General features: G+C 59.2%; 24 protein-coding genes and 1 pseudogene. 11 read left to right on the forward strand and 14 right to left on the reverse strand.

What is annotated here, in order from left to right:
• Positions 1 to 55: 55 nt before the first annotated feature.
• The 3 genes from prs to SGN16_RS14515 all read right to left on the reverse strand — a co-directional run bounded on the left by prs (position 56) and on the right by SGN16_RS14515 (position 3,130).
• On the reverse strand, positions 56 to 1,021 hold the full coding sequence (prs, locus tag SGN16_RS14505; protein WP_335944817.1) for a ribose-phosphate diphosphokinase: 966 nt from the start codon (positions 1,019 to 1,021) through the stop codon (positions 56 to 58).
• 94 nt (positions 1,022 to 1,115) lie between these two features.
• Entirely contained in the window at positions 1,116 to 1,682 is a 567-nt protein-coding gene (locus SGN16_RS14510; protein ID WP_335944818.1) for a phosphoribosyltransferase family protein, read from the reverse strand.
• Between the two features lie 80 nt (positions 1,683 to 1,762).
• On the reverse strand, positions 1,763 to 3,130 hold the full coding sequence (locus SGN16_RS14515) for an erythromycin esterase family protein (RefSeq protein WP_335944819.1): 1,368 nt from the start codon (positions 3,128 to 3,130) through the stop codon (positions 1,763 to 1,765).
• A gap of 314 nt (positions 3,131 to 3,444) precedes the next feature.
• Between SGN16_RS14515 and SGN16_RS14520 the strand changes: the two genes are divergently transcribed.
• Positions 3,445 to 5,727: a heavy metal translocating P-type ATPase gene (locus SGN16_RS14520; RefSeq protein WP_335944820.1), complete on the forward strand. Its 2,283-nt coding sequence runs from the start codon at positions 3,445 to 3,447 to the stop codon at positions 5,725 to 5,727.
• Between the two features lie 74 nt (positions 5,728 to 5,801).
• On the opposite strand, the gene SGN16_RS14525 is transcribed toward SGN16_RS14520, so the two are convergent.
• Together SGN16_RS14525 and SGN16_RS14530 are read right to left on the reverse strand one after the other, a co-directional pair.
• Positions 5,802 to 6,575: an SDR family oxidoreductase gene (locus SGN16_RS14525; protein WP_335944821.1), complete on the reverse strand. Its 774-nt coding sequence runs from the start codon at positions 6,573 to 6,575 to the stop codon at positions 5,802 to 5,804.
• Complete coding sequence (locus SGN16_RS14530; protein ID WP_210638730.1) at positions 6,572 to 6,901, reverse strand: nuclear transport factor 2 family protein; 330 nt, start codon at positions 6,899 to 6,901, stop codon at positions 6,572 to 6,574. The genes SGN16_RS14525 and SGN16_RS14530 overlap by 4 nt, the downstream gene beginning before the upstream one ends.
• Before the next feature lie 81 nt (positions 6,902 to 6,982).
• On the opposite strand from SGN16_RS14530, the gene SGN16_RS14535 reads away from it, so the two are divergent.
• Complete coding sequence (locus SGN16_RS14535; protein ID WP_335944822.1) at positions 6,983 to 7,936, forward strand: LysR substrate-binding domain-containing protein; 954 nt, start codon at positions 6,983 to 6,985, stop codon at positions 7,934 to 7,936.
• 43 nt (positions 7,937 to 7,979) lie between these two features.
• Here SGN16_RS14535 and SGN16_RS14540 read toward each other — a convergent pair whose 3' ends face one another.
• The gene (locus tag SGN16_RS14540) at positions 7,980 to 9,539 is read right to left on the reverse strand and encodes a GMC family oxidoreductase N-terminal domain-containing protein (RefSeq protein ID WP_335944823.1); all 1,560 of its coding nucleotides are present in this window, start codon (positions 9,537 to 9,539) and stop codon (positions 7,980 to 7,982) included.
• A 249-nt stretch (positions 9,540 to 9,788) separates the two neighbouring features.
• The gene (locus tag SGN16_RS14545) at positions 9,789 to 10,550 is read right to left on the reverse strand and encodes an alpha/beta hydrolase (RefSeq protein ID WP_210638731.1); all 762 of its coding nucleotides are present in this window, start codon (positions 10,548 to 10,550) and stop codon (positions 9,789 to 9,791) included.
• Positions 10,551 to 10,664: 114 nt separating this feature from the next.
• On the opposite strand from SGN16_RS14545, the gene SGN16_RS14550 reads away from it, so the two are divergent.
• From SGN16_RS14550 to SGN16_RS14585, 8 genes are all read left to right on the forward strand, one after another.
• Positions 10,665 to 12,098, forward strand: coding sequence for an HD domain-containing phosphohydrolase (locus SGN16_RS14550; RefSeq protein WP_335944824.1), 1,434 nt, complete (start codon positions 10,665 to 10,667; stop codon positions 12,096 to 12,098).
• A 195-nt stretch (positions 12,099 to 12,293) separates the two neighbouring features.
• A complete protein-coding gene (locus tag SGN16_RS14555) occupies positions 12,294 to 12,860 on the forward strand; it encodes a response regulator transcription factor (protein ID WP_335944825.1) in 567 nt (188 codons plus the stop codon).
• A 375-nt stretch (positions 12,861 to 13,235) separates the two neighbouring features.
• Positions 13,236 to 13,940: a heavy metal response regulator transcription factor gene (locus SGN16_RS14560; RefSeq protein WP_210638734.1), complete on the forward strand. Its 705-nt coding sequence runs from the start codon at positions 13,236 to 13,238 to the stop codon at positions 13,938 to 13,940.
• A complete protein-coding gene (locus tag SGN16_RS14565; protein WP_210645278.1) occupies positions 13,940 to 15,313 on the forward strand; it encodes a heavy metal sensor histidine kinase in 1,374 nt (457 codons plus the stop codon). Before SGN16_RS14560 ends, SGN16_RS14565 begins: the two co-directional genes overlap by 1 nt.
• A 160-nt stretch (positions 15,314 to 15,473) precedes the next feature.
• Complete coding sequence (locus SGN16_RS14570) at positions 15,474 to 15,734, forward strand: DUF2790 domain-containing protein (protein WP_335944826.1); 261 nt, start codon at positions 15,474 to 15,476, stop codon at positions 15,732 to 15,734.
• Between the two features lie 43 nt (positions 15,735 to 15,777).
• Positions 15,778 to 16,830 (forward strand): oxidoreductase, encoded by a 1,053-nt coding sequence (locus tag SGN16_RS14575; protein ID WP_335944827.1) that lies wholly within the window; start codon positions 15,778 to 15,780, stop codon positions 16,828 to 16,830.
• Positions 16,831 to 16,899: 69 nt separating this feature from the next.
• Positions 16,900 to 18,222, forward strand: a complete 1,323-nt coding sequence (locus tag SGN16_RS14580) for an MFS transporter (protein ID WP_210638737.1) — start codon at positions 16,900 to 16,902, stop codon at positions 18,220 to 18,222.
• A gap of 45 nt (positions 18,223 to 18,267) precedes the next feature.
• Positions 18,268 to 18,564 carry a lipocalin-like domain-containing protein gene (locus SGN16_RS14585; protein WP_335944828.1) on the forward strand — a complete coding sequence of 99 codons (297 nt, stop codon included), beginning with the start codon at positions 18,268 to 18,270 and terminating at the stop codon, positions 18,562 to 18,564.
• A gap of 363 nt (positions 18,565 to 18,927) precedes the next feature.
• Here the strand turns inward: SGN16_RS14585 and SGN16_RS14590 are convergent, their stop codons facing one another.
• From SGN16_RS14590 to SGN16_RS14605, 4 genes are all read right to left on the reverse strand, one after another.
• Positions 18,928 to 20,040: a class II histone deacetylase gene (locus SGN16_RS14590; RefSeq protein ID WP_335944829.1), complete on the reverse strand. Its 1,113-nt coding sequence runs from the start codon at positions 20,038 to 20,040 to the stop codon at positions 18,928 to 18,930.
• A 34-nt stretch (positions 20,041 to 20,074) separates the two neighbouring features.
• A complete protein-coding gene (locus SGN16_RS14595; protein WP_210638740.1) occupies positions 20,075 to 21,238 on the reverse strand; it encodes an MFS transporter in 1,164 nt (387 codons plus the stop codon).
• 22 nt (positions 21,239 to 21,260) lie between these two features.
• The gene (locus SGN16_RS14600) at positions 21,261 to 22,136 is read right to left on the reverse strand and encodes a transporter (RefSeq protein ID WP_335944830.1); all 876 of its coding nucleotides are present in this window, start codon (positions 22,134 to 22,136) and stop codon (positions 21,261 to 21,263) included.
• A 137-nt stretch (positions 22,137 to 22,273) separates the two neighbouring features.
• Positions 22,274 to 23,251: a helix-turn-helix transcriptional regulator gene (locus tag SGN16_RS14605; RefSeq protein ID WP_210638742.1), complete on the reverse strand. Its 978-nt coding sequence runs from the start codon at positions 23,249 to 23,251 to the stop codon at positions 22,274 to 22,276.
• 369 nt (positions 23,252 to 23,620) lie between these two features.
• Between SGN16_RS14605 and SGN16_RS14610 the strand changes: the two genes are divergently transcribed.
• The gene (locus SGN16_RS14610; RefSeq protein WP_210638743.1) at positions 23,621 to 24,256 is read left to right on the forward strand and encodes a hypothetical protein; all 636 of its coding nucleotides are present in this window, start codon (positions 23,621 to 23,623) and stop codon (positions 24,254 to 24,256) included.
• Positions 24,257 to 24,298: 42 nt separating this feature from the next.
• Here SGN16_RS14610 and SGN16_RS14615 read toward each other — a convergent pair whose 3' ends face one another.
• The 3 genes and pseudogenes from SGN16_RS14615 to folK all read right to left on the reverse strand — a co-directional run bounded on the left by SGN16_RS14615 (position 24,299) and on the right by folK (position 25,815).
• Positions 24,299 to 24,844 carry a hypothetical protein gene (locus SGN16_RS14615; RefSeq protein ID WP_135845472.1) on the reverse strand — a complete coding sequence of 182 codons (546 nt, stop codon included), beginning with the start codon at positions 24,842 to 24,844 and terminating at the stop codon, positions 24,299 to 24,301.
• 96 nt (positions 24,845 to 24,940) lie between these two features.
• Positions 24,941 to 25,201, reverse strand: a pseudogene (locus SGN16_RS14620) (amino acid transporter); the annotation flags it as partial.
• Entirely contained in the window at positions 25,195 to 25,815 is a 621-nt protein-coding gene (gene folK / locus SGN16_RS14625) for a 2-amino-4-hydroxy-6-hydroxymethyldihydropteridine diphosphokinase (RefSeq protein ID WP_335944831.1), read from the reverse strand. The gene folK and the pseudogene SGN16_RS14620, both read right to left, overlap by 7 nt.
• Between the last annotated feature and the right edge of the window lie 14 nt (positions 25,816 to 25,829).

The following is a 25,829-nucleotide window of genomic DNA, read 5'->3' on the forward strand; positions in this document are numbered from 1 at the left end:
GGCAGGGGCCAATGCGCTGCGTCGAACACCTGGGCCGAGGCCAGGAGGTATCCGCTCAGGCGCGATCGAATGCGCCGTTTTCCGCGAGTAAAGAAGCGACCAGGGCGGTGCTATCGAGTATCCGCAGGTGACGTGTCACACAGTCAGGGGGCAGGCGAAACGGCGGTATGGTGTCAGCGATGGCGATGTGTTCGAAGATTGGCTGGTCGAACAGTTGACTGCCGGCAGCAAACAAACCGTGGGTAGCGGCGGCGAACAAGCGCCCGGCCCCAGCCTTCTGGCAGGCCATGCCAGCATGTTTGAGCGTATCCCCTGTGCTGATCAGGTCATCGAACACAATGGCTGTCTTACCGCAGACATCGCCTATCAAGAGGGTGCCCGTCAACGAGCCATGGGCACGATGTTTTTCCATCAACGCACTGCCGACCGAACGTCCCAATTGCAGTTCCAGGGCCTGACGAAACAGCTCGGCTCGCTTAACGCCCCCTGAGTCCGGGGAAACGGCAACCACTTCATCGTTGCCCACTAGCGTGGCGAAATGCCCGGCGAACAGTTCCGTGCACTGCAGATTCCACGCCGGCATGCGAAACGCGTTGTCGAACGCGGCCGGATTATGCACTTCCAGGGTGATCAGGTGATCCACGCCACTGGCTTCGAAAAACGCTGCCACATAGCGCGTGATGGTCGGATCCTGAGGCTGGCTACGGCGGTCCTTGCGCCCGTAACAGAGGTAAGGTGACACCACCTGCACCCGACGAGCGCCGGCATCCTTGAGGGCGCCGCAGAAAAACAGCAGGCGACACAGCTTGTCATTGCCGCTCTGCTGGCCATCACCATACAAGGCATGGAACACCACGACCTCGCGGCCGTTGACCGGATCCAACGGTCGGCATTTATGCTCACCGTCTTCATAGTCGCGCTCCTCGTGGCGCGCCAAAGCGCAGCCAAGCCGTTGCGCAACTCGGGCACCATAGGACTCGCTACCTCGCAGGGCGAAAAGGAGCGGGGGCAGGGTAGGCATGCAGGACTCCTTCGAGGCCGCCGGCAAACGCACCTCATCTCAATGGCACGTATCCCTGTGATCTTTACCGCGTTGCCGCGGGTCTGTCGCACTGTCAGCGGGCGGCACCATGTCGCACCACCTCAATGCAAAACAACTGTTCGAAGGGCGGCACGTTACATTCGACGATGTCAGTGGCGGCGACTTGCAGATGCACGCCGACAATGTCGGCCCGGATCGGTTGCTGGCAAATATGCCGGTCGACCAGCACGGCAGTGTGGACTCGACGAGCCCCCAGTTGCGCCAGGTACGCACAAGCACGCAGCAGCGAATGACCTTCGAAGAGCACATCATCAACCACCAACAAGGTGGTATTGGCAAGGTCCAGCTTGCCCAGGGCCGGGTTATCGGTCAATTGCGTGTAGGTATGCAGCACTTGCAGGTCGTCGGCGTAGCGCTTGATTTGCAGAGGGTAAAGAGGGAGTTCCGGCTGGCAAGTATGATGCGCAATGTACTGGCGCAACCGTTGGGCCAAAGGTTCGCCCCGACGCTGGATGCCAATCAGTGCCGCGTGAGCCGGGGGCAGTATGGTCGCAGCCTTGCGCGCCATCGTCTGCAGCACGTCATCGAGCTCATTACTGTCGTACAGGCGCAACCGCTGACTTGCTAGTAGGATCGTCATTGCCGTCTCCTGTCCGTACTCCATGGGTTGTGTTCGAAAATACCCGCAGGCCCCCACTCCCGGGGGACCTGCACTCGTCCTCACACGCCAAACGGGTAAGTCTCGTCTTCAGGTTCCAGTTGCTGGTTTTTCGGCAGGGGCAGCGCGGTGACCGGCTTGGTTTGCTCGATCCAGATCATGGCATCGAACTGTTCGGCCAGCACCGACTCGAAGTAGTGGCTCAGACGCTCGCTTTCGGGGCGGTATATCACCCCGATGGCCCGCTCCAGCAAAGGGGTAGACAGGACTCGGCGTAGTTCCTTTCGCTGCGGGTCCCGCCAATCGGTCAGCGATGCCGCGACACCGGCCTTGAGGAACTGATGTTCCCAACTGTCCGGCCGCGAAGGGCGGATGTCCTTGATCAACATCTCGCCATCCCAATCATCGGCGGCAGCCACCTGGCCTCGGTCAGTGGCCATGCCGATCAGAACGACATCACGCCCAAAGGCGCTTCGACACAGTTGACCGATGTTGAACTGCCCCTTCCAACCCATTTCCGTGGCGCCCGCATTGCCGATATGGGAGTTGTGCGCCCATACCACTGCCTTGGCTTGTGGGCCCCGGTGCTCAAGCAGTGCTTGCAATGTATCGAACATGTGCCGGTCACGCAGGTTCCAGGAGGCCGTCGACCCTCGATAAATCGCGCGGTAATACTGTTCCGCCGCCATTACTACCCGGGCGTTCTGCGTCGCATTGAAGAATGCCTCGTCGTTGCGGATGAGGCCGGCCAATTGTTCAGCCAGCATGACATTGAGCTGCTCGACCACCGGCTGTTCACAGGGCATTACACCACCACGCTCGACGAAGTGGCCGTACAGCGAGGGCTCATCCTGCCACGGGGTCAAACAGCCATAACGCCGCCGGGCTTCTTGAGCCAGTTGCGGCTCGACCCGATCCAGATAGGCCAGTACTTCATGAATGGAATTGCGCAAGCTGTAGACGTCCAAGCCACGAAACTCGACGCGACCGTCGGGATCCTGCTGGTGATTGTGCCGATGTAGCCAGTGGGCGAAAGCCTTCACCTCACTATTGCGCCACATCCAGGTCGGAAATCGGCTGAAGATGTGGCGCTTCCACGCCGTATGCGCAAATCCCCGGACGTATTGGTCAACATGGCCAGCGTCCGGCCAGTCTGCTTCAACCGCGACGATATTGAACCCGTGCCGCTCGATCAACCTTTGGGTAATCGCCGCCCGGACTTGGTAGAAGTCGCTGGTTCCATGGCTTGCCTCACCGATCATCACCACGCGCGCATCAGCGTAGCGATCGAACATTTGGGCAAAAGCGGGGGAGTCCAGGTCCGGCAGTGGCTCAGCGTATTGACGCAACAGAGGGGCTATATGCTCCCTGTCAACGTAATGTTGCTTGCCATAAAGCTTCTCCATCATTTTGTGCGAAGGTGAGTTCATGAACATCATCCTCGAAAAGAGTGGATTGCCGCTGACGGCATGGCGCTCGTGTCGTAACCGGCGCCAGACCGTCCGAAATCGTTGCGCAGGTATCTCGACTCAGTGCGCTAACGCCTCTGTATTCGTTGTTGGGCTATTCATACACCGCGCCCAAGGGGATTGATTGAGGTTTGTCAATAAAGGCGCAATCCCCCCAAGAGAAGATGCTGATCACCCGAGGTTGCCTTGGGGGAGCCATTCCCAACCACGATGCCGTCATGGCATGGGCGATTGTTAAAATATGGCCCGAATCGTTTTTCCAGGAACTCCCTTTAATGCTCGACAAGTGGCTAGGCCCGGTTCTATTACTGTTTACCGCGCTGACGCTGCTGGTAGGGGGCGCTGCACAACTGGCGCAGAAACCTGGATGGGCAACGCTTTGCTGGTCCACCGGAACGCTGGTGATGACCGTGGTGCTGCTGGTGGAAGTCGCGCGGCGATTGGCTCGACGCGAGGCGGGCGTCGACCTGATAGCCTTGCTGTCCATGACGGGCGCCTTGGTCCTTGGGCAAGCGCTGGTGGCCGCTGTGATTGCCTTGATGCTCGCCAGCGGGCGCACCCTGGAGTTTTTCACCCGGCAGCGGGCTGAGCGTGAACTTCGTGCACTCATCGACCGGGCGCCGCGTTTTGCCTGGCTGCAGGAGGAGGGGGGCCTGCGCAAGATCCCCGTTGAACAAATCCAGCCGAATCAAACCCTGTTGGTACGCTTAGGCGAGGTGGTGCCCGTCGATGGGCGCCTGCTGAGCCTTACCGCCACGCTGGATGAATCGGCGCTCAACGGCGAATCGATGCCCGTGACTCGTCGGGAAGGTGAGCAACTGTCCAGTGGCATCTCCAATGTCGGTGCGCCCATCCTGCTCATAGCCACACAAACAGCTGCACAAAGCACCTATGCCGGGATCGTGCGGCTGGCCGAAACAGCACGGCGTTCGCGTGCACCGTTCGTGCGTTTGGCCGATCGCTATGCGTTGTTTTTCATTCCACTGACATTGCTGCTTGCTGCCGCGGCCTGGCTAATCAGTGCAGACCCCTTGCGCACTTTAGCGGTTCTGGTGGTGGCGACGCCTTGCCCCCTGATCCTGGCGGTGCCGATTTCCATCATGTCGGGTATTTCAAGGGCTGCGCGACGCGGCATCCTGATCAAGGACGGCGTAACCCTGGAGGCGTTGGCCGGGATCAAGCAAGTGTTTCTCGACAAGACTGGGACATTGACTAGCGGTCATGCCCGCCTGCAGTCGATAGAAGTCAACGGCTTGGAAGACCCACAGCGCCTGCTCGGCCTGGCCGCTTCGCTGGCACAGGCCTCAACGCACCCGGTTTCCCAAGCGATTGTTGAAGCGGCGCAACAGCGCCAATTGCCCCTCGCAGTCCCGCAGGACGTGGAAGAAACTCCCGGCTCCGGGCTGTGTGGACGAATCGATGGCGTCCAAGTGCGTTTCGGTACGTTGGCTTATGCTCATAAAGAAACGCCCGAGACCGACTGGGCAGCCGCCATGTTGCGCCACATGGATTACCTGGCGTGCAGCGGAAGCTTCATTGAGGTGGATGGGAAGCTCGCCGGCCTGCTGCTTTTTTCGGACAACGTTCGCCGCGAAACCCCACAAACATTGCGTCGACTGCGCAACAGGGGGATCGAAAAAATCGTCATGCTCACCGGAGATCGGCTGGAGACCGCCGAAATGATCGCGCTGTCCGCAGGCATTGACGAACTGCGCGCCGGGTTGAGCCCAGAGGATAAAGTGCGTGCCGTACAGCAAGGTTGCCTGCATGCCAGCACACTGATGGTTGGCGATGGCATCAACGACGCCCCCGCACTGGCGGCAGCCAACGTCGGCGTGGCCATGGGCGCGAAGGGGGCCATTGCGTCTGCGCAGGCGGCCGGTGTCGTGCTGTTGGTCGATCGGCTGGATCGCCTGGTCGAGGCGTTGGACATCGCCAGGCGGACCCGCTATATCGCCCGCCAAGGTGTACTCGTCGGCATGGGACTGTCGTTGCTGGCCATGGCAGTGGCGGCCCTCGGTTACTTGCCGCCGCTGATTGGCGCCGTAGTCCAGGAAGGCATCGACGTGGTGATCATCCTTAACGCCTTGCGCGCATTAGGCCCATTACGGGGCAAGAGGCAGAGAAAACTTGGCGCAGAGCAAATCGATCGCTTGCACGACGAACACCAGCAACTCGCCAGTGTCCTGAGCGATCTGCATCGGTTGGCCGGTGACTTTTCCCAGCGTCCACTAGAGCAGGCACAGCGGGAGTTGTTCGAACTGGTCCACAAACTGCAAACGTTACTGGAGCAGCATGAGCGTGAGGATGAAAACACTCTCTATCCGCTGCTGACGCGAAACATGCAGGGAGAAGATCCCTTGTCGACAATGAGTCATGTCCACCGGGAAATCTTTCGTCTTATCCATTTGCTGGCGCGCATGAGCAGCGACTTCGGCACCCAACCCACGGTAACTTCCGCTGATCAGATCCAGCACCAGTTGATTCGCCTGGACACGCTTGTGCGATTGCACTTTGACCAGGAGGAGGAGCTGTTTCGGTATCTGGATTGGCGTTAGCCGCTGGCGTCATGAGCGATGAATTTGTTGCCTGAAGGTGGGGGCGGACAACCGAAGCCGCCCCTCATCTTTTATCAAGCCGTCGGAATGGTGCCGCCATCAATGACAAATTCGCTGCCCGTGATGGATGCCGCGCGAGGCGAAGCCAGGAAGGCAATAAGGTTCGCCACTTCTGCAGGTTTTGAGGGCCGGCCGAGTGGAATACCGCCTAACGCTTTCATGATCAGTTGCTTGCCGCCTTCGTAGTCGGTACCTGCTTCTTTCGCCAGACGCTCGGCGAAGGCGACTGACGCCTCGGTTTCAACCCACCCCGGCGATACCCGGACAACACGCACGCCTTTTGGCGAGACCTCCTTCGACAGGCTTTTGCTGTAGGTCGAGAGCGCAGCCTTGGCAGCCGCGTAAGCGGTCGTTGCTTCAGGCAGAGGCAGCCGGCTCTGAATGGAAGTCACGTGGATGATGACGCCCTGGTTTCGTTCGAGCATGCCCGGCAACAACGCGCGGTCGATGCGCACGGCCGGAAACAGGTTCAGATCGAGCTCGCGTTGCCAGTGTTCCTCATCCAGTGCAGCAAAGCCGCCACCCGGTGCCGATGAGCCACCCAGTACGTGGATGATGACGTCGACGTCTCCCAATATTCGCTTGGTTGCAGCGACCAAGATCTCACAACCCTCCCGTGTCGACAGGTCAGCCGGGACGCACACGTCTGGCGGCATCTCTATGTTTGCCTGGCGAGCGCAGGTCAGCACTCTTGCGCCTTCGTCGAGCAGCAGTTCAACAACCGCTTTACCGACGCCTTTGGTGCCGCCGGTGACCAGAACGCGCTTGCCTTTCAAATCAAGGTTCATGGCGCAATCTCCAGCGAGCTGATCCGCCCATCCGCCAATGTGAACACGTGGTTCAACCTGACTGGGCTGCCTGGAAAATCTCCGGTCACGCGAGCTGTGACGGTCAACGTGCCCGCCCCCTGGATAACCTCGACTGGCTCGACTTGGAACGCGAAGGCTTGCTGTGTCTCGCGCAGCCAGGCCTCGATCGCATCGATTCCCTCGTGTGTTCGGTTTTCATCGAATACGCTGGCGTTAGTGCTGAAACACGTCGCCAGGCGTGATGCATCGCCGCCATTACTGATGTCGAAGTACTGCTCAACGACACTGGGAAGTTTGAGTTTCATAAGCGGATCCTTCGGGCAGTGAATTGATTACAGCGTGATCTTGCCGCTCACCGGATAGTTTGCTCAACTGACATAAACTTAATGGCCAATCCCGATAAACAGGACAATCAAATGCCGGATCTTCGTGTAGGGCTCAATGAGTTGGAGGCGGTAACGGCCGTGGCGCGCCGGGCCTCGTTTCGACAAGCCGCTATCGACCTGAGTGTTTCCACGACTGCATTGAGCAATACCATTGCCAAGGTTGAGTCGAATCTTGAAACGCGGCTCTTCAATCGCACCACACGCAGTGTGTCTCTTACCGAGGCCGGCAGGATGTACATGGAGCAAGTCGGGCCAGCGCTACAGGATGTTCGCGCGGCGCTCGAGGCGGTGCGCTCTCACAATGTCGGGCCTTCGGGAGTCTTGCGCATCAATGCATTCGCGAGTGCCGCTCGCTCTACTCTGATGCCGCTGATGCTGGAGTTTTCGCGGCGCTACCCAAAGGTGCATATCGACCTGGTTACCGAAGGACGCCTCGTGGACATTGTCGATGGCGGATTCGACCTCGGGGTGCGGTCTATCAACCTGGTGCCCAGCGACATGATTGTCATCCCGCTGGGCCGGCCGCAACGTTACGCCATCGTGGGCTCGCCAGCGTACTTTGAGGTGCACGGCCGACCTCGGGCTCCAACCGATCTACTTACACATCACTGCCTACGGGTCCGCCTACCCAACGGCGCCATTTTTCCGTGGTATCTGGAGCGCGACGGGGAGGTCATCAGGCTGGATGTGAACGGGCAATTCACTCTGGACGAGTCCGGTATCGCCAAGGCTGTAGTCGGGACAGGCGTGGCCCTCGGCTTTTTCATGGAGCAGGACGTTCAAGCCGAGATCGAGGCCGGAGAGTTTGAGCGGGTATTGGAGGATTGGACGCCAGCGCGAGAAAACTTGTGCCTGTATTACCCGAACCGGCGCAACCCTTCGGCAGCGCTCAAGGCGTTTATCGATTTGGCCCGCGCCAACATTCAACCATTTGCAGCAGGAAGCGGCCCTTAGCGGGTGACTGGCGCGGACGGAGCCACGGGCGCATGCACCAGGCTCATATATCGTAAGTGGTCCGTATAGCCTCCACGGCCCGCTCACCGATCACGACGCACGGGGCCATCGTATTGCCGCTCGTCACATGCGGCATGATGGAGGCATCGGCTATGCGCAGGCCCTGGACTCCATAGACCCGCAGCTGTCCATCGACCACGGACATCGTGTCCTGACCCATTTTTGCCGTACCGCATTGGTGCCAGTAGGTAACGGCCGCATTGCGTGCGTAGTGTTCGAGCGATTGGGTGGTCAGTTTTCCAGGCAGGCTTTCACCTTTGACCAAGCCCTTGAAGGGGGCCTGCGCGCCCAGTTCCTGGACAAATCGAATGTTTTCCAGCGCGTTGCGCAGATCGGTCGGATGCGACAGCGTGTTGGGTTCAATGATGGGGACATCGCTCACATTCGGGCCGCTGAGCTTGACCCGTCCGCGACTTTCCGGGTGGGCAAGGCCGGCGAACATTGTCCAGCCATGTGCGGGCACGCCGAGTGAGGCGGTCTCTGCGCTGGGTACTGGAAATTCGACCTGGCAGTGGAACATGTCCGGGAGATGCAAAGCGCTTTCGCTGCTCCAGTAGAGCGTCGCCTCGGAGCCGCCGTAACCCACCGTTTGTGGAGTCGCGTATTCGAAAATAACGGCAAAGGACACGTGGTCTTGATGATTGGCGCCAACACCGGGGAGAGGCTGGACGAGCGCAATGCCATGGCGCTGCAACTCTTCCTCCGGCCCCACGCCTGATTGCATCAGGACCTTAGGCGTGTTGACCGCTCCCAGCGAAAGAATGACTTCGTGATTGGCGTAAAAGCACTGGGTCTGGCCATTGCTTATGGTTTGCACGCCAATGGCGCGCTGGTCCCTGAATAGCACGCGACTGACAAGGGTATCAGTCAAGACCGTGAGATTGGGCTGGCCACAGCGCGGTGCGACATATGCGCGGTAGATGGAATGACGCCGGCCATCCTTGACGATAAGGTCGTTCAAGGCAACACCTCCGCGGCCTTCCATCATGGCGCCATTCGGGTTGTCAAAAACCGGTATATCCATTCCGGCAGCCGCACTGATCATGGCGCTCGCAATCGGCTGGGCGTCTCGCACAGGCGCGACATGAACCGGTCCGCCCTTGCCGCGACGGACTGGATCGCAGGAGCCCTGATAGTCTTCCACGCGTTGATAAATCTTCAGGACCGACGCATAGCTCCACGCAGGATCGCCACTTTGCGCGGCAAAATCTTCCCAATCGTTTTTATGGCCGCGAGCCCACAACATGACATTGATGCTGGACCCACCGCCCAATCCGCGGCCCATGTTCAGCGGGATTTTCCTGTCGTTCAGATGAGGGTTAGCAGCACCTACAAAGTTCCAATCGCGCTCGGTACCAAGGTTCAGGGGCCAGTTCCCGGGCTCCAGCACGTGAGGGTGTTCATCGCTGCCTCCGGCCTCGATGAGCAATACCTCGACCTCGGGATTTTCGGCCAGTCGTCCGGCCACGACGGAGCCGGCGGTGCCCGCTCCACAGACGATAAAGTCGAAATGATGTTTTTTAAGCTCGGGATTCATAGGCATGGGCGGATCTCCTTGGGCGGAGTGTTATCGTTCGCCAGGTTCATGAGTTGATTGAGGGGGTGAGCGACCGTCAGCCATTCGAAATAAAGCGGCAAGCCCGTTGCAGAGGCATACATGCGGTGAGTTTCGCTGGGGCAGGGAGGTACGTTGCGGCTGGCTGTTCGACTACCGTTCGCGCTATGACGCGCGGTGGCAAACATTCCAGGTACAGCGCACTTCCCTCGACCTCAGCGCAGAAGGGGCCAGAGGTTACTGGCTCTTCTGAACAGCCTGGATGATGACTTTTGCAACATCGGCCGGGCGCGATTGTTGCGGCACGTGGCTGGCGTCGATTTCGGTGACCTTGGCACCGATCTTCTTGGCGAAAGCCCGCTGCAGATCAGGCTGGATCATCCGGTCTTCCTTGGCCACGACGTACCAGGATGGCTTGCCTTTCCAGGCGGCGGCGCTGGTTTTGTCATCGAATGCCGAGGCGCGGATCGGCCCTTGCGTCGCCGCCATTACCGCGGTTTGCTGTGCGGAAAGGTCCTGGGCAAAACCGGTGGCCATGCCCTCGGCGGTCATGTACAAGAAACCGTTTTTGTCGGCGGCGATGTCTTTCACGCCGGACGGAGCAGGGTAGTCCTTGCCCAGGTCTTTACTGGCTTGACCGGCATCCGGAGCGAACGCGGCGACGTACACCAGGCTGCGTACTTTCTTGTCGGTGCCAGCCTCGCTGATGACGGTACCGCCCCAGGAATGGCCGACCAATACGACGTCGTTCTCCTGGTTGTTCAGTACACGCTGCGTGGCGGCGACATCGTCAGCCAGCGAGGTCAGCGGATTTTGTACCACGGTGACCTTGATGCCTTCCGCCTGCAGCAGCGGGACGACCTTGCCCCAGTCGGACCCGTCGGCGAAAGCGCCATGGACGATGACGACAGAAGGTTGCTGCGCCGCGGCATGGGCCGCGCCACCGAACAATGAGCAGGTCATGGCGAGTGTGAGGGCAAGGGCCTTGGGTTTGAACATGATGCGATCTCCTGTATGGGGTGAGCGCAGTTTCAGCGATACTCGGCGGCTGAGGTATCGGTCATTTATCCGAGGCCATCAATAATGTTCAAGCGGATGCCCGGAGGAAACGACATGTCGGCAGGTGACTGTATCGAATTGGAAGACGCGATCCTGGCGTTGTCCATGGTGGGTGACCTGAGCATGGGCCAGCCGTTCGATCAGTCGCGCCGCACCGCCCGCTTGGTGCAAATGCTCGCGCAGGCGTGCAACGGTGCTGGCGAGCACACCGAGATCGGACGCCAGGTGGCCTTGCTGCGCTGGTCAGGGTGCACCGCCAATGCGCAGGGTTTCACCCGACTGCTGGGCGATGACGTCGAGGGCCGCAACGCGATGCTGACGCATACCCTCAGTGCGGCGGGCCAGCGAGCGATGCGCAGGTCCACGCCGCTGGCACAGATTCATTGCGAGGTGTCCGGTGATATCGCCCATACATTGGGCTTGAGAAGCGAAGTCGAACACGGGCTGCGTCATGTGTTCGAGCAATACGACGGGGAGGGGAGGCCGTTCGGCCTGCGTCATCCGCAGGTGCCTGAGGTGGTTTATCAGGTGTTGCTGGCAGGGGATCTGGAAATTCTGTCCCGCAGTCACGGTCTGGAGGTGGCATTACAGTGGATCAGCAGCAAGCGTGACCGACGTTATCCAGCAGCGCTCGCCAGCGAAATGTTGAAACACGCTGAGGGCTGGTTGGATCAACTGCGGACGCCACAGTCTGTTGATCCACGGGAAACCACCGCACAGGTGCCGCTGACCCTGGTCGGCGATGTGATCGACCTCAAGCTCCCGTGGCTGTCGGGATATTCGCGCTGCTCCTCAGAACTGGTGCGCGAGGCCGCCAGGCTTTCCGGCCTGTCGGCATCGGCCGTTGACCATCTCGGCCAAGCGGCGCTCATCCATGGCATTGGCCGCGCGGCAGTGCCCAATCGAGTCTGGAACATTGCGGGAGCGTTATTGGAGGGCGATCTTGAGCAAGTGCGGTTGGTGCCTTACTGGACGTCGCGGGCCTGCGGCCAGATACCGGCGCTGGCAGTGTCGGGGCAGATAGCGGCTCACGCGTACGAGCGACTGGATGGCAGTGGTTACTTTCGCAGTCTCAGCGGTAACGCGCTGCAAAGCGAACACCTCTTGCTTGCCGCAGCCCTGGCTTGGCAAGCGTTGCTGAGCGAGCGACCGTGGCGACCGGCCTTCAGTCATGACGATGCCGCCCGCTTGTTGCTGGACGAGTCGGACCAGGGACGCTTTGACCGACGCGCCTGTCAGGCGGTCATCGCGGCGGCGCGCGGGGACACAACGATGACCGCCTGCAAGCCTGGCGGTGGCCTGCTTTCGGAGCGTGAAACCGAAATTCTACGGCGCATCAGCGCAGGGGGAAGCAACAAGGAAGTGGCGCGCCAACTGGGCATCAGTCCGAGCACGGTCCGTACCCATGTGGAAAGCGTGTTTCGTAAACTTCAATGCACCACCCGTGCGGCTGCGACCCTCAAAGCTCTGACACTAAGGTTGATTTGAGACCAAGCGCAATTCGCCGATAGTTGTTTATTGCGCGACATATCATTTATTCGAAACAAAAATAACTTATCCGACTAGCGAAGAAATATTATTTTGATTTTGATCGAAAAGATGCAACGCGCTTTTTAGTAAATCTACTTAAGATTAAGCGACGGACCTGCAAACAAGATTGAATAAAATAACCAGGAGCTGAGCATGATGGACCTGAACGGTTTTAGTTGCCTTTCAAGCAATGCCGAGAGCCATGCCATGGCCGCTCATCATGTCTGGCGCATTCCTGGAGCACTTCCAGACGACGGTTTTGAAAAGAGAGCGGGGGTGCCTCATTGGACGTCGCCTGCCTGCGGCCGGCCTGTTGGACGTTCGTTGGCAGCTCAGGGGGCGGTTCAGTCTTATGAGCGGCTCGATGGCCGCGGTTACATCCGCGGCTTCGAAGGGGACTCAGAACAGATCCACTATCGGCTGCAGGTTGCAACATTGACCTTACAGGCATTGCGCAACCTGCATCCGCGCGAACCCAGCTTGAGCGAGGAGGGCAGCCACGCCATGGCCGCCTCCAGAACAAGCAGCAGCCCGCTCTCCGAGCGTGAGGCCCAAATCTTGCGCTGTATCAGTGAGGGAGGCAGCAACAAGGAAGTGGCACGTCAGCTTGGCATCAGTCCGAGTACGGTGCGCACTCACGTCGAAAGCATGTTCCGCAAGCTGCAATGCACCACTCGCGCAGCGGCCACACTCAAGGCGCTGAGCCTGGGTTTGATCTGACTCAGAGTGGAATATGCGGCCTCGACAGCATCTGGCGCAGCCCCATGATGGACAGATGTGAATCTGTCGAGCCAAGTGAGCCTCGTGCGCGAAGAAGCGAGTTGTACGCTAGACCTGGCCCATTTCAGTCGGTTTTTCCAGCGCTACGCGCAAGTCACTCCTGGAGAGTACCGCCAGCGGCTGCGGGGTTTGCGTTGCGCAGTACTGCGACGGGTTCAGACGCCGGTCAATTCTGACAAGAATGTCAGGAAGCGGTCAGGTTCAGGACACCTTTGTTCTGTAGTCTGGAAAATGGTGCACACAGCCTGTCCAGGATCCTTGAGAGATGGATGAAGTCTGTCTCGACCCGCGCCGATTCTACGGAGGAGTTACCTAATGCGTTTGCTCATCGTCGAGGACGAAGAAAAGACGTCCTCTTATGTGCACCGTGGCTTGAGCGAGCTTGGCTACATCGTTGATGTCGCGACTAATGGCATCGATGGCCTGCACTACGCGCTGGAAATGGATTATGACGTCGTTATCCTGGATGTCATGTTGCCGGGCAAGGACGGCTACGGCGTGCTGCAGGGCTTGCGCCTGTACAAGAAAACCCCGGTCATCATGTTGTCGGCAAGGGGCACGGTGGATGATCGCGTCCGTGGGCTGCGAGAGGGCGCCGATGATTACCTGGCCAAACCTTTTTCATTTGCCGAACTGGTCGCGCGCATCCAGGCATTGATCCGGCGTCTCGCCGATGACACGGCCGACCCGACGCACTTGCGCATCGATGACCTTGAGGTCGACCTGCAAGCGCGCAAGGTTACCCGGGCCGGGTTGCGGCTGGACCTGACGGCCAAGGAGTTCTGTCTGTTGAGCCTGCTGGCGCGGCATCAGGGCGAGATTCTTCCCAAATTGATGATCGCCGAGCAGGTCTGGGACATGAATTTCGACAGTGACGCCAACGTGGTCGAGGTTGCGATCAAGCGTGTGCGAGCCAAAGTGGATGCACCTTATCCTCGCAAGCTGCTGCATACCGTCCGTGGCATGGGCTATGTACTGGAAAGCCGCGAAGCCGATGGCAGGCAAAACGGTACGCCCTGATGAAAGGATCGATATCCAGGCGGCTCGGCCTGATGTTTGCGCTTTCGGTCATGCTGATCACCGCGGTCAGTGCGACGCTGTTGCGCTGTTCCTTGAAGCAGTCGCTCGAAGATCAGATGCAGAACGAGCTGATCCTGCGTCATTCCGTACTCGACCCGGTGCTCGCAAAATACGATTCACCGGCGTTCTGGGTCGGCTTGCGTGAGAAGCTGGATGGCCTGACGCCCGCGGACGAGCGGGTGCGTTATTGGGTCCTGGTTGACGACCCGGCCTACAGTTATGGCGGGGCCATGCCGGACGGCCAGGATTGGTCGAAGCGCCCGGATGGATTCTCCACGGTCGAGATAGCTGACCGGCATCGTCCCATGGTCCTGCTGGTCAAGACCATCGCCGCCATGGGCAGCCGGCCGGAGTTGCGCTTTATCGTGGGGCTCGACTCAACGCCGTTCATGAAGACCTTGGACCAATTCACCAAGACGTTGATCCTGATTTCGGCGCTGGGCGTTGTGCTGGTTGCATTGCTAGGTTACTGGATCGCACGTTTTGGCCTGGGGCCGGTCAGGCGCCTGAGCCGCCAGGCCAACAGCCTGCCGCCGGGGGATTCGAAGCAGCGACTGGACACCGAGGCGCTGCCAAGCGAATTGCAGGAGTTGGCGGTGTCGTTCAACGGCGCCTTGGCTCGCCAGGAAGCAGCCTGGTGCCAGCTCGAAGGGTTCAATGCCAATGTGGCCCACGAGCTGCGCACGCCGCTGACCAATCTGATCGGGCAGACCCAGGTTGCGTTGGCCCACGGGCGGGACGTGAATGAGCTTCAGGATCTGTTGCAGTCCAACCTCGAAGAACTGGAACGGATGGGCACCATCGTCAATGACATGCTGTTCCTGGCGGGCGCCGAGAGTGGGCAGCGGGCAACCGAGCTCAGTGATGTCTCGCTTTATGAAGAGGCGTCGAAGACGGTGGAATACCTTGAGCCTGTCTTGCACGACAAACAGCTGAGCGTGGAGATCGAAGGCGACATGCGCGTATGCATCGACCGACGCCTGTTTCACCGCTCCCTCGCCAATCTGATACAGAACGCGGCGCGATACGCGGTGCCGCAGAGCGTCATCATCGTCCGCCTGGAAAGCCATGGCATGCAGGCCGAGGTGAGCGTTTCCAATGCGGGAGAACCGATCGACAACGTGCATCTGGAGCGTTTATTCGAACGCTTCTATCGCGCCGACGCCGCCAGGGCCCGGAGCGACGCGCACCATGGCTTGGGGCTTTCCATTGTGCGGGCCGTGGCGTCCATGCACGGTGGACGAGTGTTTGCCCACAGCAAGGATGGGCTCAATACCTTCGGATTTTCCCTGACGAACCAAGCGGCGCACTAGTCGCAGGCCCCGGTTGAGGGCTGTTGCGTCTTGACGAACGCCGGTGTTTCCCCAGCATCGGCGTTTGACATCTTCCTGTCAGTCAGCAGTCACCTTGACGTCAGTGTCCCCCTCCTAGAGTGCTACGACCATCCCGGTAAAGGCAGTCGTGGAGTCCATCATGAATATCCAAAACCTGTCGATCGCCAGTCTGCTGGCCGTCATCACGTTGAGCGGTTCGCCTCTGTTTGCCAAAGAAAACACGGAACCACCGGCTTACGAATATGGCATGCCGCTGGACATCGCCCACGCCATTCGCATCGAGGTCCCGAGCTCGCAAGTGTGTGAGGTTGTGCGGGCAAAAATGACCTATGTGGATACGCAAGGGGAAATTCGCCAAGTCAGCTATCTGCAACAGGCTGAGGCGTGCTCCATCCAGTGAGCGCCCACCGTGTTGGTTCATTATTCAAATAGAGGATTCAACCATGTGGAACACAACAATCTCCGCAATCGGCCTTCTGAACACCATAAACCCGCTGAAGAGGCTGGGCCGAGCACTTGTCGCCGGTGTCGCGCTGCTCAGTGCCGTAAGTATCGAAGCGTCGGCTCGTGTCGCACCGAAACCCGACTGGTCGACCAACGACATACCGTCGCAGAAGGGCCGGATCGCCCTGATCACCGGTGGCACCAGCGGCATGGGTTATGAGGATGCGCTGGCACTGGCGCGTGCCGGCGCGCAGGTGATTATCGCCGCTCGCAATCCAGAGCGCGGGGCGCAGGCCATTGCACGCATTCAACAGTCGGTGCCCGATGCCAAGGTGCAGTTCGAGGCCGTGGACCTGGCCAACCTTTCGTCCGTGCGCGACCTGGCCCAACGTCTTAATCAGAGGCTGCCGCGCCTCGACGTGTTGATCAACAATGCCGCCATCATGGCGCCGTCCGAACGAGGTACATCAGCAGATGGTTTCGAACTTCAGTTAGCAACCAATTACCTGGGGCACTACGCGCTGACCGGCCTGTTGGTGCCACTCCTGCGTCAAAGCCAGGACGCCCGCGTGGTGAGCCTTTCAAGCATTGCCGCCACTCGCGGCGCGATGAACTTTGACGATTTGCAGGCCGAGCAGAAATACGACCCCTATCAGGCATACGCGCAATCGAAACTGGCCATCCTGCATTGGGCGTTCGCGCTGCAGCGGCGCAGCGATGCCGAAAACTGGGGCATTCGTAGCATCGCCGCGCACCCCGGCGTTGCCGTAACCGAGTTGGTCGAACGCGGCCCCGGCCTCAACAGTGAATTCGGCCAGCGCTGGGCCCAGGATCGCGACGCCTACCACTCAGCGGCACAAGGGGCGTTGCCCACGCTGTATGCCGCCACCGCTGCGCAGGCCGTCGGCGGCGCCTATTACGGCCCGACCGGAGATCAGGAAAAACGCGGCCCGCTGGGCTTCGCCAAAACGCCTGCTACAGCGACCAGGGAGGCGGATTCCGATCGGCTTTGGACGGTCTCCGAACGGCTTACCGGCGTTACCTACCCCTGATGCAACCGTGGGCGCGGGTGTTCGTCCCGTGCCCACCCTCTGGCCTGTTGCCGTCTTCCCGGAGTTCCCATGAGTACGCCTTCCTATCTGCACCGGCTGAGCCTCGCCCTTAACGCTCGCGACGATGAGCTGCGTCCGGCGCTGTACGGATTCCTGCTGTTCCTGTGCCTCTTTACCGGTTACTTCATGCTGCGCCCGATCCGTGAATCGATGGGCATCGCGGCGGGCGTGGAGAATCTGCAATGGCTGTTCACCGCGACCTTCCTGGTCATGCTGGCGGCGGTTCCGCTGTTTGCCTGGCTCGGTTCCCGGGTGCCGCGCTTGCGTCTCATCGACTGGGTGTACGGCTTCTTCGGCATCAACCTGCTGATGTTCGTCGAGTTCTTCCAGTTCCAGCCGGACAGCGTCTGGCTGGCCCGGGTCTTTTATGTCTGGATCTCGGTTTATAACCTGTTCGTCGTGTCCGTGGCCTGGAGCTTGATGGCGGATGTATTCGACAGCGAGCAGGCCAAGCGTTTATTTGCCTTCATCGCTGCCGGCGCCAGCATAGGCGGTCTGCTGGGGCCGGCCCTGAGCGCGCTGCTCATCGATACCCTCGGCGCTTCTGGGCTGATGCTGCTGGCAGCCTTGTTGCTCGGTGCCACGCTTGTCTTGAAACGGGCACTGATGAGATGGCGCGAAGAGGGTGGGGCTGGCCGCCCCGGCGCCGCGCCGACGCAAAGTACTCGGCAGCCATTGCGCGGCAACCCGTTCAGCGGTTTGACGACCGTGCTCAGGTCACCTTACCTGCTGGGGATCGCCGGGTTCGTGGTGCTATTGGCGACCGTCAGCACCTTTCTTTATTTCGAGCAGGCGCGCCTGGTGGCCGAGCACTATCCGGATCGCGAATCGCAAGTTCGCATCTTTGGCACCATCGACATCATCGTGCAGGCCGGTGCGTTGCTGTCCCAGCTGTTCATCACCGGCCGCATCGCACCGAAGCTGGGGGTGCGTGCGTTGCTGGCCATCGTGCCACTGCTCATGTCCATCGGCTTCCTGGGCCTGGCGTTGGCGCCCGGGTTTGCGCTGCTGACGATGTTGATGATCGTGCGACGAATCGGCGAGTACGCGTTCGTCCGACCGGGCAGGGAAATGCTGTTCGCGCCCTTGGATGCCGAGAGTAAATACAAGGCCAAGAACTTCATCGACACCGTGGTTTATCGCGCCGGTGACGCCATGAGCGGTTGGGCCAAGAGCCTGCTTGACATGCTGGGGCAGGGCGCCGGCCTGGCCGCGATGATTGGCGCGTGTTGCGCGTTGCTGTGGGGTTACTTGGGCTGGCAATTGGGACGGCAGGCCGATGATGCCGCTTCGCGGGAGCTACGCCTGGCAATTATCTCGGCCAGGGCATGAAGATTTTTATTCTCCATCGCGTCCTTACAGTGAGAGGTGATACGGATGACTTTAAAAAGCAGGGTACTGGCAGTCGGTGCGGTCATTGCCTTTTCGGTTTTCTCCACAGCTTTTGCGGGCAAGGAAAATTCGTTGGTCGGCACCTGGCGCATGATCAGCGCAACGGTTGAGCGCCAGGGCAGTAGCTCGGATGCTTATGGACCCAATCCTCATGGCTGGCTCGTTTTCACCCCAGAGTTGACGTTTATTGAAGTGCTCACAGATCCGCGTGTGCCGGCGTTTCGATCCAACGTGCGTGGCGAAGGCACCGATGAGGAAAACCGCGCAGCCATGCTGCGGTAGCATCGGGTTCTTCGGACGATATACCGTTAACCCCAATGGCGAGTTCACGGGCAACACCGTCGAAGGGGCTACGTTTCCAAACTGGGTGGGCGCTGTGCGTACCCAGGATGACTTGCAACTGAAGGTCGACGGCGACCGGATGGTGGAAGATTTCCGGCGCCCGGATGGGGCGAAGATTCACATCGTCTGGGAGCGTGTAAGGTAGCTCCGAAGTATCGTCCATGCTGGCCATGCTTGATTTGAGTGTCCTCATGCATCGTCCGGTCTGGAACCGTGAAGCCGAAAACAAAAATCCGATGCCTATCGTGGCATCGGATTCTGCGTCACGCTCGGGCCGTGGAACTGCCCCCATATTGTCAGCTTTTAGGCCTGGCGCGCTTCGGCCAACTCATCGATCAAGTGCCGCTGAAACGCCGCAAGCGCTTCCTTAGGTTGCTGTAACTGTACAAATTCCAACATGGGATCTGTGACTGCAGTCCTCACGCCCGCCAGCTCCTCAAGGGTCGCCAGCCCGCAAAACGGCACATACGCTTCGGAATACCCACCTTCGTGGACCAGAACGAGACGGCCCTGGCACAGACGTTCAGCGGCTTTGCGCACAAGGCTGGTCATTTGCCGGAACGAGTCGCTGTGCAACAGCATGCGAGCCAGCGGATCGACAGCGTTGGCGTCGTAACCGCAGGCGACAATAATCAACGCAGGCTCGAAGCGCTCTAGCGCCGGTATCACGATGCGTTCCATCGCGTACAAGTAAGCCTCATGACCACTGCCGGGCGGCAACGGAATATTGATATTCGCGCCCAACCCGGCGCCGCGGCCGCGATCAGCTTCACCGCTGTAACCTGCGGGGAAACAGCCATCTTGGTGCAGTGAAATGGTCAGCACGTCACCACGCTCTTCGAAGATGGATTGTGTGCCGTTGCCGTGGTGCACGTCCCAGTCGATCACCGCGACGTTGCCCAGGCTACGGCGGGCTTTTGCAGCTTCAATGGCGATGGCAATGTTGGCCAGGAAGCAAAAGCCCATGGCGTTGTCGGCGAGGCAGTGATGGCCCGGCGGGCGCGACAGTGCGTACGCGTTATCGACTTCCCCAACGAGAACGGCATCGACCGCGGCGATGGCCAACCCGGCAGAGAGCGTGGCTATTTCATAACTACCAGGCCCGATGGGCGCGTGCGGCCCCAACTCACCGCCCCCGGCATCGCTCATCGCCTTGAAGCGTTGCAGGTAATCGGGTGTATGAACTCGCAGCAGATCTTCATCGGTTGCCGCGTTGGCGCTGCGTACCTGCAAATAGCGGGTCAGGCCGGAGACATCCAGCAGGCTCTTCAGACGGCGTTTGGTTTCCGGCGATTCAGCGTGGCCCGCGGCGGCCGGTGGTTGCACCCATCCTCCCACCGGCAAGGTCAAGGCGTGCAGCCCGGCACTATGCCAGAGGCTGAGTTCGTCGAAGAAAAATGCACTTTTTCGGCTCATCGTCTTTCCATTTTCTTTAGGGTAATAAGGCCATTCATGCGTTTGGGCGGCTGCTGAGCATCAACGCCAGGGACAGCAGAGTGATGCACGTCCCGCCAATCAGCAGCGATTGAAAGCCGCCGCTGGCTTCGATCACCCGGCCCGCCACCGTCGGGCCGATAGCCAGGCCAGCGCCGATCACCAGGTTGGAGGCGTTCATCAGTTTTCCGGAGCGGTCAAGGTCGGCCAGGCAGGCCAGGATCAACGGTAGAATGAAGGTCCAGGTGAACTTGAACAGCAGCGCTGCCACGGCAAAACGCATCATTTCGGGTTGGCCCCGCAGTAACAGCACTGAGCCGGCCATCAGCGCGTAACCCAGCAGTAACAGCAGCAAGCGTGGCAGTCGGTCGCCGATCAGAGAGGCACAGCCCGCTCCGACAATGCCCATCACCGTGGCGAGCGCCAGTACCTTGCCACTGGACTCGGCGGAGATACCTGCCTGGGTGGCGATGGAGCCGATAAAGGTCCACACACCGCCCAGGCAAATGTAGAAACTCAAGACCCCCAAAATGCCCAGTGCGCGTTTCCACAGCGAGGCGATGGCGACGTGCTCGGCGGTTGTTTCAGCCGACGGGGAGCCTTGGGGAAAATAGCGCGCCAATGGCAAAAAGACCGCCATCAACCCTGCGAGGATCACGTAGCACGCTGATAGCCCGAAGTGTTCAAAGAGTCGAGGCAGGATGCTCAAACCGATCGCCCCGACGACCAGTTGCCCCAGCACCCATAACCCATAGACTCGGCCGGGATTGGCTGTTGAAGCGGCGCTGGACAGGCAGATGATCATCAACGAACCGCCCGCCAGGGCACTGCAAAAGCGCAATGCCAGGAGTATCGAGTAGTCGGCAGCAAGCCCTGATAGAAGGTTTGCTGCAATGAACACAACACCGGCCAGCAATGCGGCGCGACGCCAGTCGGTACGTTTCAGCCACCACAGAGCGGGCAGGGTGGCCAGGCTCATGGCGCCGAGTTCAGTAGAGAACAGATCGCCGATCTGTGACGGGCTCAACTGCCATTGACTCGCCAGTTGCGCCGCGATGGCCGGTGCGGTCATGAGAATGGTCGGGGTGATGGCGGCGAACAGCACGATGGCTGCCAGCAATGCCAGTCGCGAGGATGCGAGGGAGCGGGGAGTGGTCAGCGGTTTGGTCTGGGTGTTCATGGTCAAACTCCGATGAATGGATTCAGAACACATGGACCAGACGCAGCAGTGCGTCAGTGCCGTGATAGCCGTTATCGGTGGCAACGTTCTGCGAAAGGCCGAACATCACTTGGTTCTGTTTATCCAGCCAGTGGCCGACTTCAAAGCCTATTTGGGTGTAGCGCTTGTGGGTGTCATCGATGCGCTGGTCGTTGATCCGCAGTTCGCCGCCATCGGCGTGGATCAGCCGCAACGCACCATAGGTGCTTGGCGTAAAGTCGTAGGAGGCGAAGGCTTGCAGGCGATACAACGGGTCCTGTTTCAGATCGCTGCCAAAGTAGTCGTCGTTCTTGCCGTAGAGCTGGGCTTCGAGGTTGGCTTCCAACACCCATTTTTCGCCGATGCCCTGGGTGTAGTTGTAAACGAAGGTGGCCCCCCAGCGATTGGCGCCGGGTGATACATCTGGATTGTCGTTGTGGTACTCGCCAATCGGCAGGGTAATCAGCGTCAGCAATCCGCTGTAAGTGCGTGAGGCAGGGTCATTGATGAAGAACAGTGTGCCGCCGACCTGAGGGTCGCCAAAGCCGCTTTCCCCTGTGTGCTGGCTGGCACCCGGCAGGCGCGCGTTGATGTCGGCGAAGGGCACGATGAACTGTGGCGTGCATAGAGTGCCGCAGATGTCGGTGAAAAATACTTGGCGGTAGGCCATGGCGTTGACCTTCAGGTCGGCCTTGCCGGTGCTGTCAGCCGGGCCGTGGAAGTCGTCAGCGCGACTTGCCGGCAGATAAAGCACACCCAGGTTGGTGCCTGAAGGCGCGCCGAAAAAATCCCGGGCGTTGAGGTCGGCGGCACTGGCGTGCAGGCTCGACAAGCCGCCGATCAGGGCCAGCGCTGTATTGCGTGTGAAAGTGGTGGTCATGGGTATTGCGTCTCTTCTTTGAGTTGTTGTTTGGCGAATGGCTCGCCCGTAGGTGGCAGAGGGGCAAAAAAAGGGCAAAGGTGTCCCGTGGCCGTCAAAACGACAGCGAAAAAGTCAGCGCGAGTCAGCGGTGCGGATCAGTCAGGTGGGGCGTGCAGCAGATGGGCGATACGGGCTTTGTCCTTGACCCCGAGCTTGCTGTAGATAGCGCGGATGTGGTGGCGCACGGTATTGGGGGACATGCCCAGGTCGCGGGCGACTTCCTTATAGGTCTTGCCTTCGCCGAAGCCTTGGGCCACGGCGTTTTCCCTTGGACTCAGTTGCATCAGCACCGTGCGGCTGCGGGCGGCCAGCAGGAACAGATCACCGACCGTCGAGGCCTCGACCTGCAAGTGCTTGCCTTCATACCCGTCGGCGTCCATCGCCACCGGCAGGCAAGGACCGGTCCAGTCCGGCCATTCGCTCAACAGCAAGTCGACGAAGCCTCGTTCTGCGCAATGCAGGGTGCCGCGTCGGTCGCACACGGCTAGAGCGAGATTGCGTGGGTGGGTGAGGGCCTCGCGCATGGCTACCAGCGTGCGAATCTGATTGGCGGACACCGCCGCCACCAGGTGCAGCATGAGGTTGTTCAACAGCAGGCAGTCTTGCTCGGTAAAGCGTGCCGCGTCGGTCGCGCGATAGAGCGCGAGGTGATCGCTGAGATGGGTTTGCGGGTCGATGTACACCACGCACAGCAATTCGCCAATGCCGTAGGTCTCACCGAGCCAGTTGAGCCCGGGGCCGCTGGCAGGGTTACGCATGTCGACAATGACCGCTTGCCCAGGAACATCGTGAGCCCTGGCGACGGTCACGTCGATATGACGAATCGACTGCCAGTCCGACAGATAACTACGGGGCAGTTTGTGGAGATAAGAGCTGTGCTCTTCGGGTAACCCGTCAATCAATGCTCCGCGGCCCCACCAGGCGCTGTCGAAGGGCAGCAGCTGGCTGATGCAGCTCAGCGCTGCTTCGTGGAAATGCTCGATGTCTTTGTCCTGCGCCAGGCGCTGAAGCTCCAGTGTCATTGCGCTGAAGGCCTCGAGGAGACGGGCGTGACCATGATCATGACGGCTCATTTGTATGTACCTCTGTGCGACATTTTTATTGTTTTCGTCACGAAGTCATTGAGGGCCGAAACGTCGTTTTGACGTGGGGCAGGGCCTGGGGCGAGTATCGGCGGGTTCAAAGAGGATCGCCATCCTACAGATGCATGAGGGAGCTCTTTCGCCTGTGGACGCCAGGTACGAGAGCCCATGATCCAAATCCGCAAGTCCAAATGGCGACCGGCGTTAGGGGAGGAGGGTGCTGGGTTAAGCCAGCTTGTTCAAGAACGAGGAAATGAGTGTAGGCCGCTAAATGATGGCCTTTTGCTTTTAAGCGGATCCCGCTAGAATCCATCCCCCTCTTTATGAGCGGCATTAGTAAAATCACGCAAGGATGTCGATATGCAATTTGCAAAAGCCATAGGCCTTGCCTTGGCCTTGAGCCTGAGTGGATGTGCCAGTTTCACCAAAGATGAAGTAGCCCCCGTGAATCTGCCTTCGATGGCCAGCTACTCGAACAAGCCGAACGTCTATGTCGATTTCGATTTCTATCAGGGCGATCCCGACAATGCCAAGGCCACCGAGGTACCGCAGGCTCGCGACATGCTCAAGCCCGATCTGAAGCGAACCTTCGATGAGTCAGGGCTTTTTGGGCGCGTGGTATTTGACGAATTCCAGAAGCAACCAGGCGACTACAGCCTTCGATTGAAGGTCTATAACCATGCACCAGGCGGCGGGCAAATGGTCCTGGCGTTCATCAGTGGCTTCACGTTCACGATCATTCCTGCGTTGGCGACCGACCAGTACACCATGAGCCTGGAAACCCTGGACGAGCAGGGTCAGCCGTTGGGCAAGACCAGCAATCATGATGCGATAAACACCTGGATGGGCATCTGGTTCCTGCCCCTGGCAAGTAATACGCCCAAGGCTGCCATCACCGACACCTTCAACCGGCAGGTCAATGCGCTGTTGAAGAACTGGGTCGACAACAACCGCATAAAATACTCCGCTGTCGATACCCGCATTCCACGGGGCTGACACCGATAGAAAAAGAGCCGCAATCGCGGCTCTTTTTTTTGATCACTTCAACGCTTGAGTGAACTGTGGGTCGCTGTACAAGCTCTTGAGCAGGTCTTGAACCATCGGGTTGTAGTTGTTCGCGGCAGCCGGAATGGCGATCGGACCGAAGAAACTACTGTCCCAATCACGCTGCACATCTTTAGTGGTTTCGTATAAAACCTGATCACCCTTACGCAGCGTGAAGCGTGCAGCCACCTCGCCATGGCCGTTGCTCATGCCTGCTGTGAGCTGGCTCTTGACCAACTGAACCTGCAACTGCCGGTCTGCACGAGGGTCCAACAGACCCGCCTGACGAAGCTCATCGTTGATCGCTGCCTGGATGTGCAGTGGAACGCTACCCTCTGGCGACGAAATCGGGTTCAGGCGCACCATCAGCGACCCTTGCCCTGAATCCGCATTCACCTGCGTCTCGCGCAAGGGCTGCATGGGTGCATTTTGCTTGAGCTGCTGAACGTTCTGAAAATTGGGTTCATAGCGAGTCATGGTTACACCACAGCCTTGTAGCAGCAACGCGCAGAACGGTAGAGCCAAGTAGAGCTTCTTCACAGCAAATCCTTATGTGCTTTTTTAGAAGGCGTGATTATCAACAGATGGCCTTAAGCTATCAAGGATGAGTTGAGGTTTACGGTGCTCCCTACCAGCTCAACTGTATTGGCTGGCAGATCCAGCAGCGGTTTTAGGCTTTCTGGAACAGGTCAACTGGTAAGCGATTGCCAACCATATGAACCACCCTGGCATGACCATCAACGCAATATACGAGGTGAGAATGGTCGACCACGTAAAGATCACGAGGATTGCCGATACAGTAGAGACAATGGTGAATGCCGTCATCACTTCTGGAATGATGAAAAGCAACAGCACGCCCACGAGCATTAACAGCGTGGTGAACGCTAGGCTCAGTAAAGATTGGCAGACAGTTGTTTTGATTTACTTTGGCCAGTGGGAAGAGTCGATCCGACGAGCTGGAAGGGAGGAATACCGAACGGGTAGCGAACAGGTATCAGTTCTGGGCCCGGTCTGAGCTTTAGCCATAGCTCTGCCAAGGAGACTTCACACCCAGGTGGATGCAGCTTAGGTGCAAGAAATTGCAGAGGGTAGAGCACGAATGAGCGGGTCAGAATGTCGGCTCTAGGCAGCTGGATACCTTCAAAGTCGCCAGACAGGCCATCAAAGAGGAGTAGATCAATATCGAGAGTGATCAACCGCTGCATCCCGCTCCTTCGACCATGGAGATGCTCGATTCCTTTGATCCATGCGACGAGCTCGCGAATGTTGAGATCAGTGGTCGCAGACATTACCAGGTTGTAAAAAGGCGGGTGGTCTCCGTCTAGGGAGATGCTTTCGTAAACGGGCGAGCAACGGATATTTTCCAGATGCTCTTCCAGCATTGTGAGAGCGATTTCAATGTGTCTTTCACGCTCAACATTGCTGCCCAGGCCGAGATAAATTCTGTGGTTAGTCATGGGGCCTGACTCGTTGATCTGAAACCTATTTGATGACTTCACTCCCTGTGACATCAAATAGGCGATAG

Source organism: Pseudomonas sp. G166 (assembly GCF_037027455.2).
In the GTDB taxonomy this organism is placed as follows: Bacteria; Pseudomonadota; Gammaproteobacteria; order Pseudomonadales; family Pseudomonadaceae; genus Aquipseudomonas.

Excerpts from the sequence above, each read along its gene's own strand:
- prs (WP_335944817.1), bottom strand. The coding sequence starts at position 1,021 with ATGCCTACCCTGCCCCCGCTCCTTTTCGCCCTGCGAGGTAGCGAGTCC.
- SGN16_RS14510 (WP_335944818.1), bottom strand. The coding sequence starts at position 1,682 with ATGACGATCCTACTAGCAAGTCAGCGGTTGCGCCTGTACGACAGTAAT.
- SGN16_RS14515 (WP_335944819.1), bottom strand. The coding sequence starts at position 3,130 with ATGAACTCACCTTCGCACAAAATGATGGAGAAGCTTTATGGCAAGCAA.
- SGN16_RS14520 (WP_335944820.1), top strand. The coding sequence starts at position 3,445 with ATGCTCGACAAGTGGCTAGGCCCGGTTCTATTACTGTTTACCGCGCTG.
- SGN16_RS14525 (WP_335944821.1), bottom strand. The coding sequence starts at position 6,575 with ATGAACCTTGATTTGAAAGGCAAGCGCGTTCTGGTCACCGGCGGCACC.
- SGN16_RS14530 (WP_210638730.1), bottom strand. The coding sequence starts at position 6,901 with ATGAAACTCAAACTTCCCAGTGTCGTTGAGCAGTACTTCGACATCAGT.
- SGN16_RS14535 (WP_335944822.1), top strand. The coding sequence starts at position 6,983 with ATGGCCAATCCCGATAAACAGGACAATCAAATGCCGGATCTTCGTGTA.
- SGN16_RS14540 (WP_335944823.1), bottom strand. The coding sequence starts at position 9,539 with ATGCCTATGAATCCCGAGCTTAAAAAACATCATTTCGACTTTATCGTC.
- SGN16_RS14545 (WP_210638731.1), bottom strand. The coding sequence starts at position 10,550 with ATGTTCAAACCCAAGGCCCTTGCCCTCACACTCGCCATGACCTGCTCA.
- SGN16_RS14550 (WP_335944824.1), top strand. The coding sequence starts at position 10,665 with ATGTCGGCAGGTGACTGTATCGAATTGGAAGACGCGATCCTGGCGTTG.
- SGN16_RS14555 (WP_335944825.1), top strand. The coding sequence starts at position 12,294 with ATGATGGACCTGAACGGTTTTAGTTGCCTTTCAAGCAATGCCGAGAGC.
- SGN16_RS14560 (WP_210638734.1), top strand. The coding sequence starts at position 13,236 with ATGCGTTTGCTCATCGTCGAGGACGAAGAAAAGACGTCCTCTTATGTG.
- SGN16_RS14565 (WP_210645278.1), top strand. The coding sequence starts at position 13,940 with ATGAAAGGATCGATATCCAGGCGGCTCGGCCTGATGTTTGCGCTTTCG.
- SGN16_RS14570 (WP_335944826.1), top strand. The coding sequence starts at position 15,474 with ATGAATATCCAAAACCTGTCGATCGCCAGTCTGCTGGCCGTCATCACG.
- SGN16_RS14575 (WP_335944827.1), top strand. The coding sequence starts at position 15,778 with ATGTGGAACACAACAATCTCCGCAATCGGCCTTCTGAACACCATAAAC.
- SGN16_RS14580 (WP_210638737.1), top strand. The coding sequence starts at position 16,900 with ATGAGTACGCCTTCCTATCTGCACCGGCTGAGCCTCGCCCTTAACGCT.
- SGN16_RS14585 (WP_335944828.1), top strand. The coding sequence starts at position 18,268 with ATGACTTTAAAAAGCAGGGTACTGGCAGTCGGTGCGGTCATTGCCTTT.
- SGN16_RS14590 (WP_335944829.1), bottom strand. The coding sequence starts at position 20,040 with ATGAGCCGAAAAAGTGCATTTTTCTTCGACGAACTCAGCCTCTGGCAT.
- SGN16_RS14595 (WP_210638740.1), bottom strand. The coding sequence starts at position 21,238 with ATGAACACCCAGACCAAACCGCTGACCACTCCCCGCTCCCTCGCATCC.
- SGN16_RS14600 (WP_335944830.1), bottom strand. The coding sequence starts at position 22,136 with ATGACCACCACTTTCACACGCAATACAGCGCTGGCCCTGATCGGCGGC.
- SGN16_RS14605 (WP_210638742.1), bottom strand. The coding sequence starts at position 23,251 with ATGAGCCGTCATGATCATGGTCACGCCCGTCTCCTCGAGGCCTTCAGC.
- SGN16_RS14610 (WP_210638743.1), top strand. The coding sequence starts at position 23,621 with ATGCAATTTGCAAAAGCCATAGGCCTTGCCTTGGCCTTGAGCCTGAGT.
- folK (WP_335944831.1), bottom strand. The coding sequence starts at position 25,815 with ATGTCACAGGGAGTGAAGTCATCAAATAGGTTTCAGATCAACGAGTCA.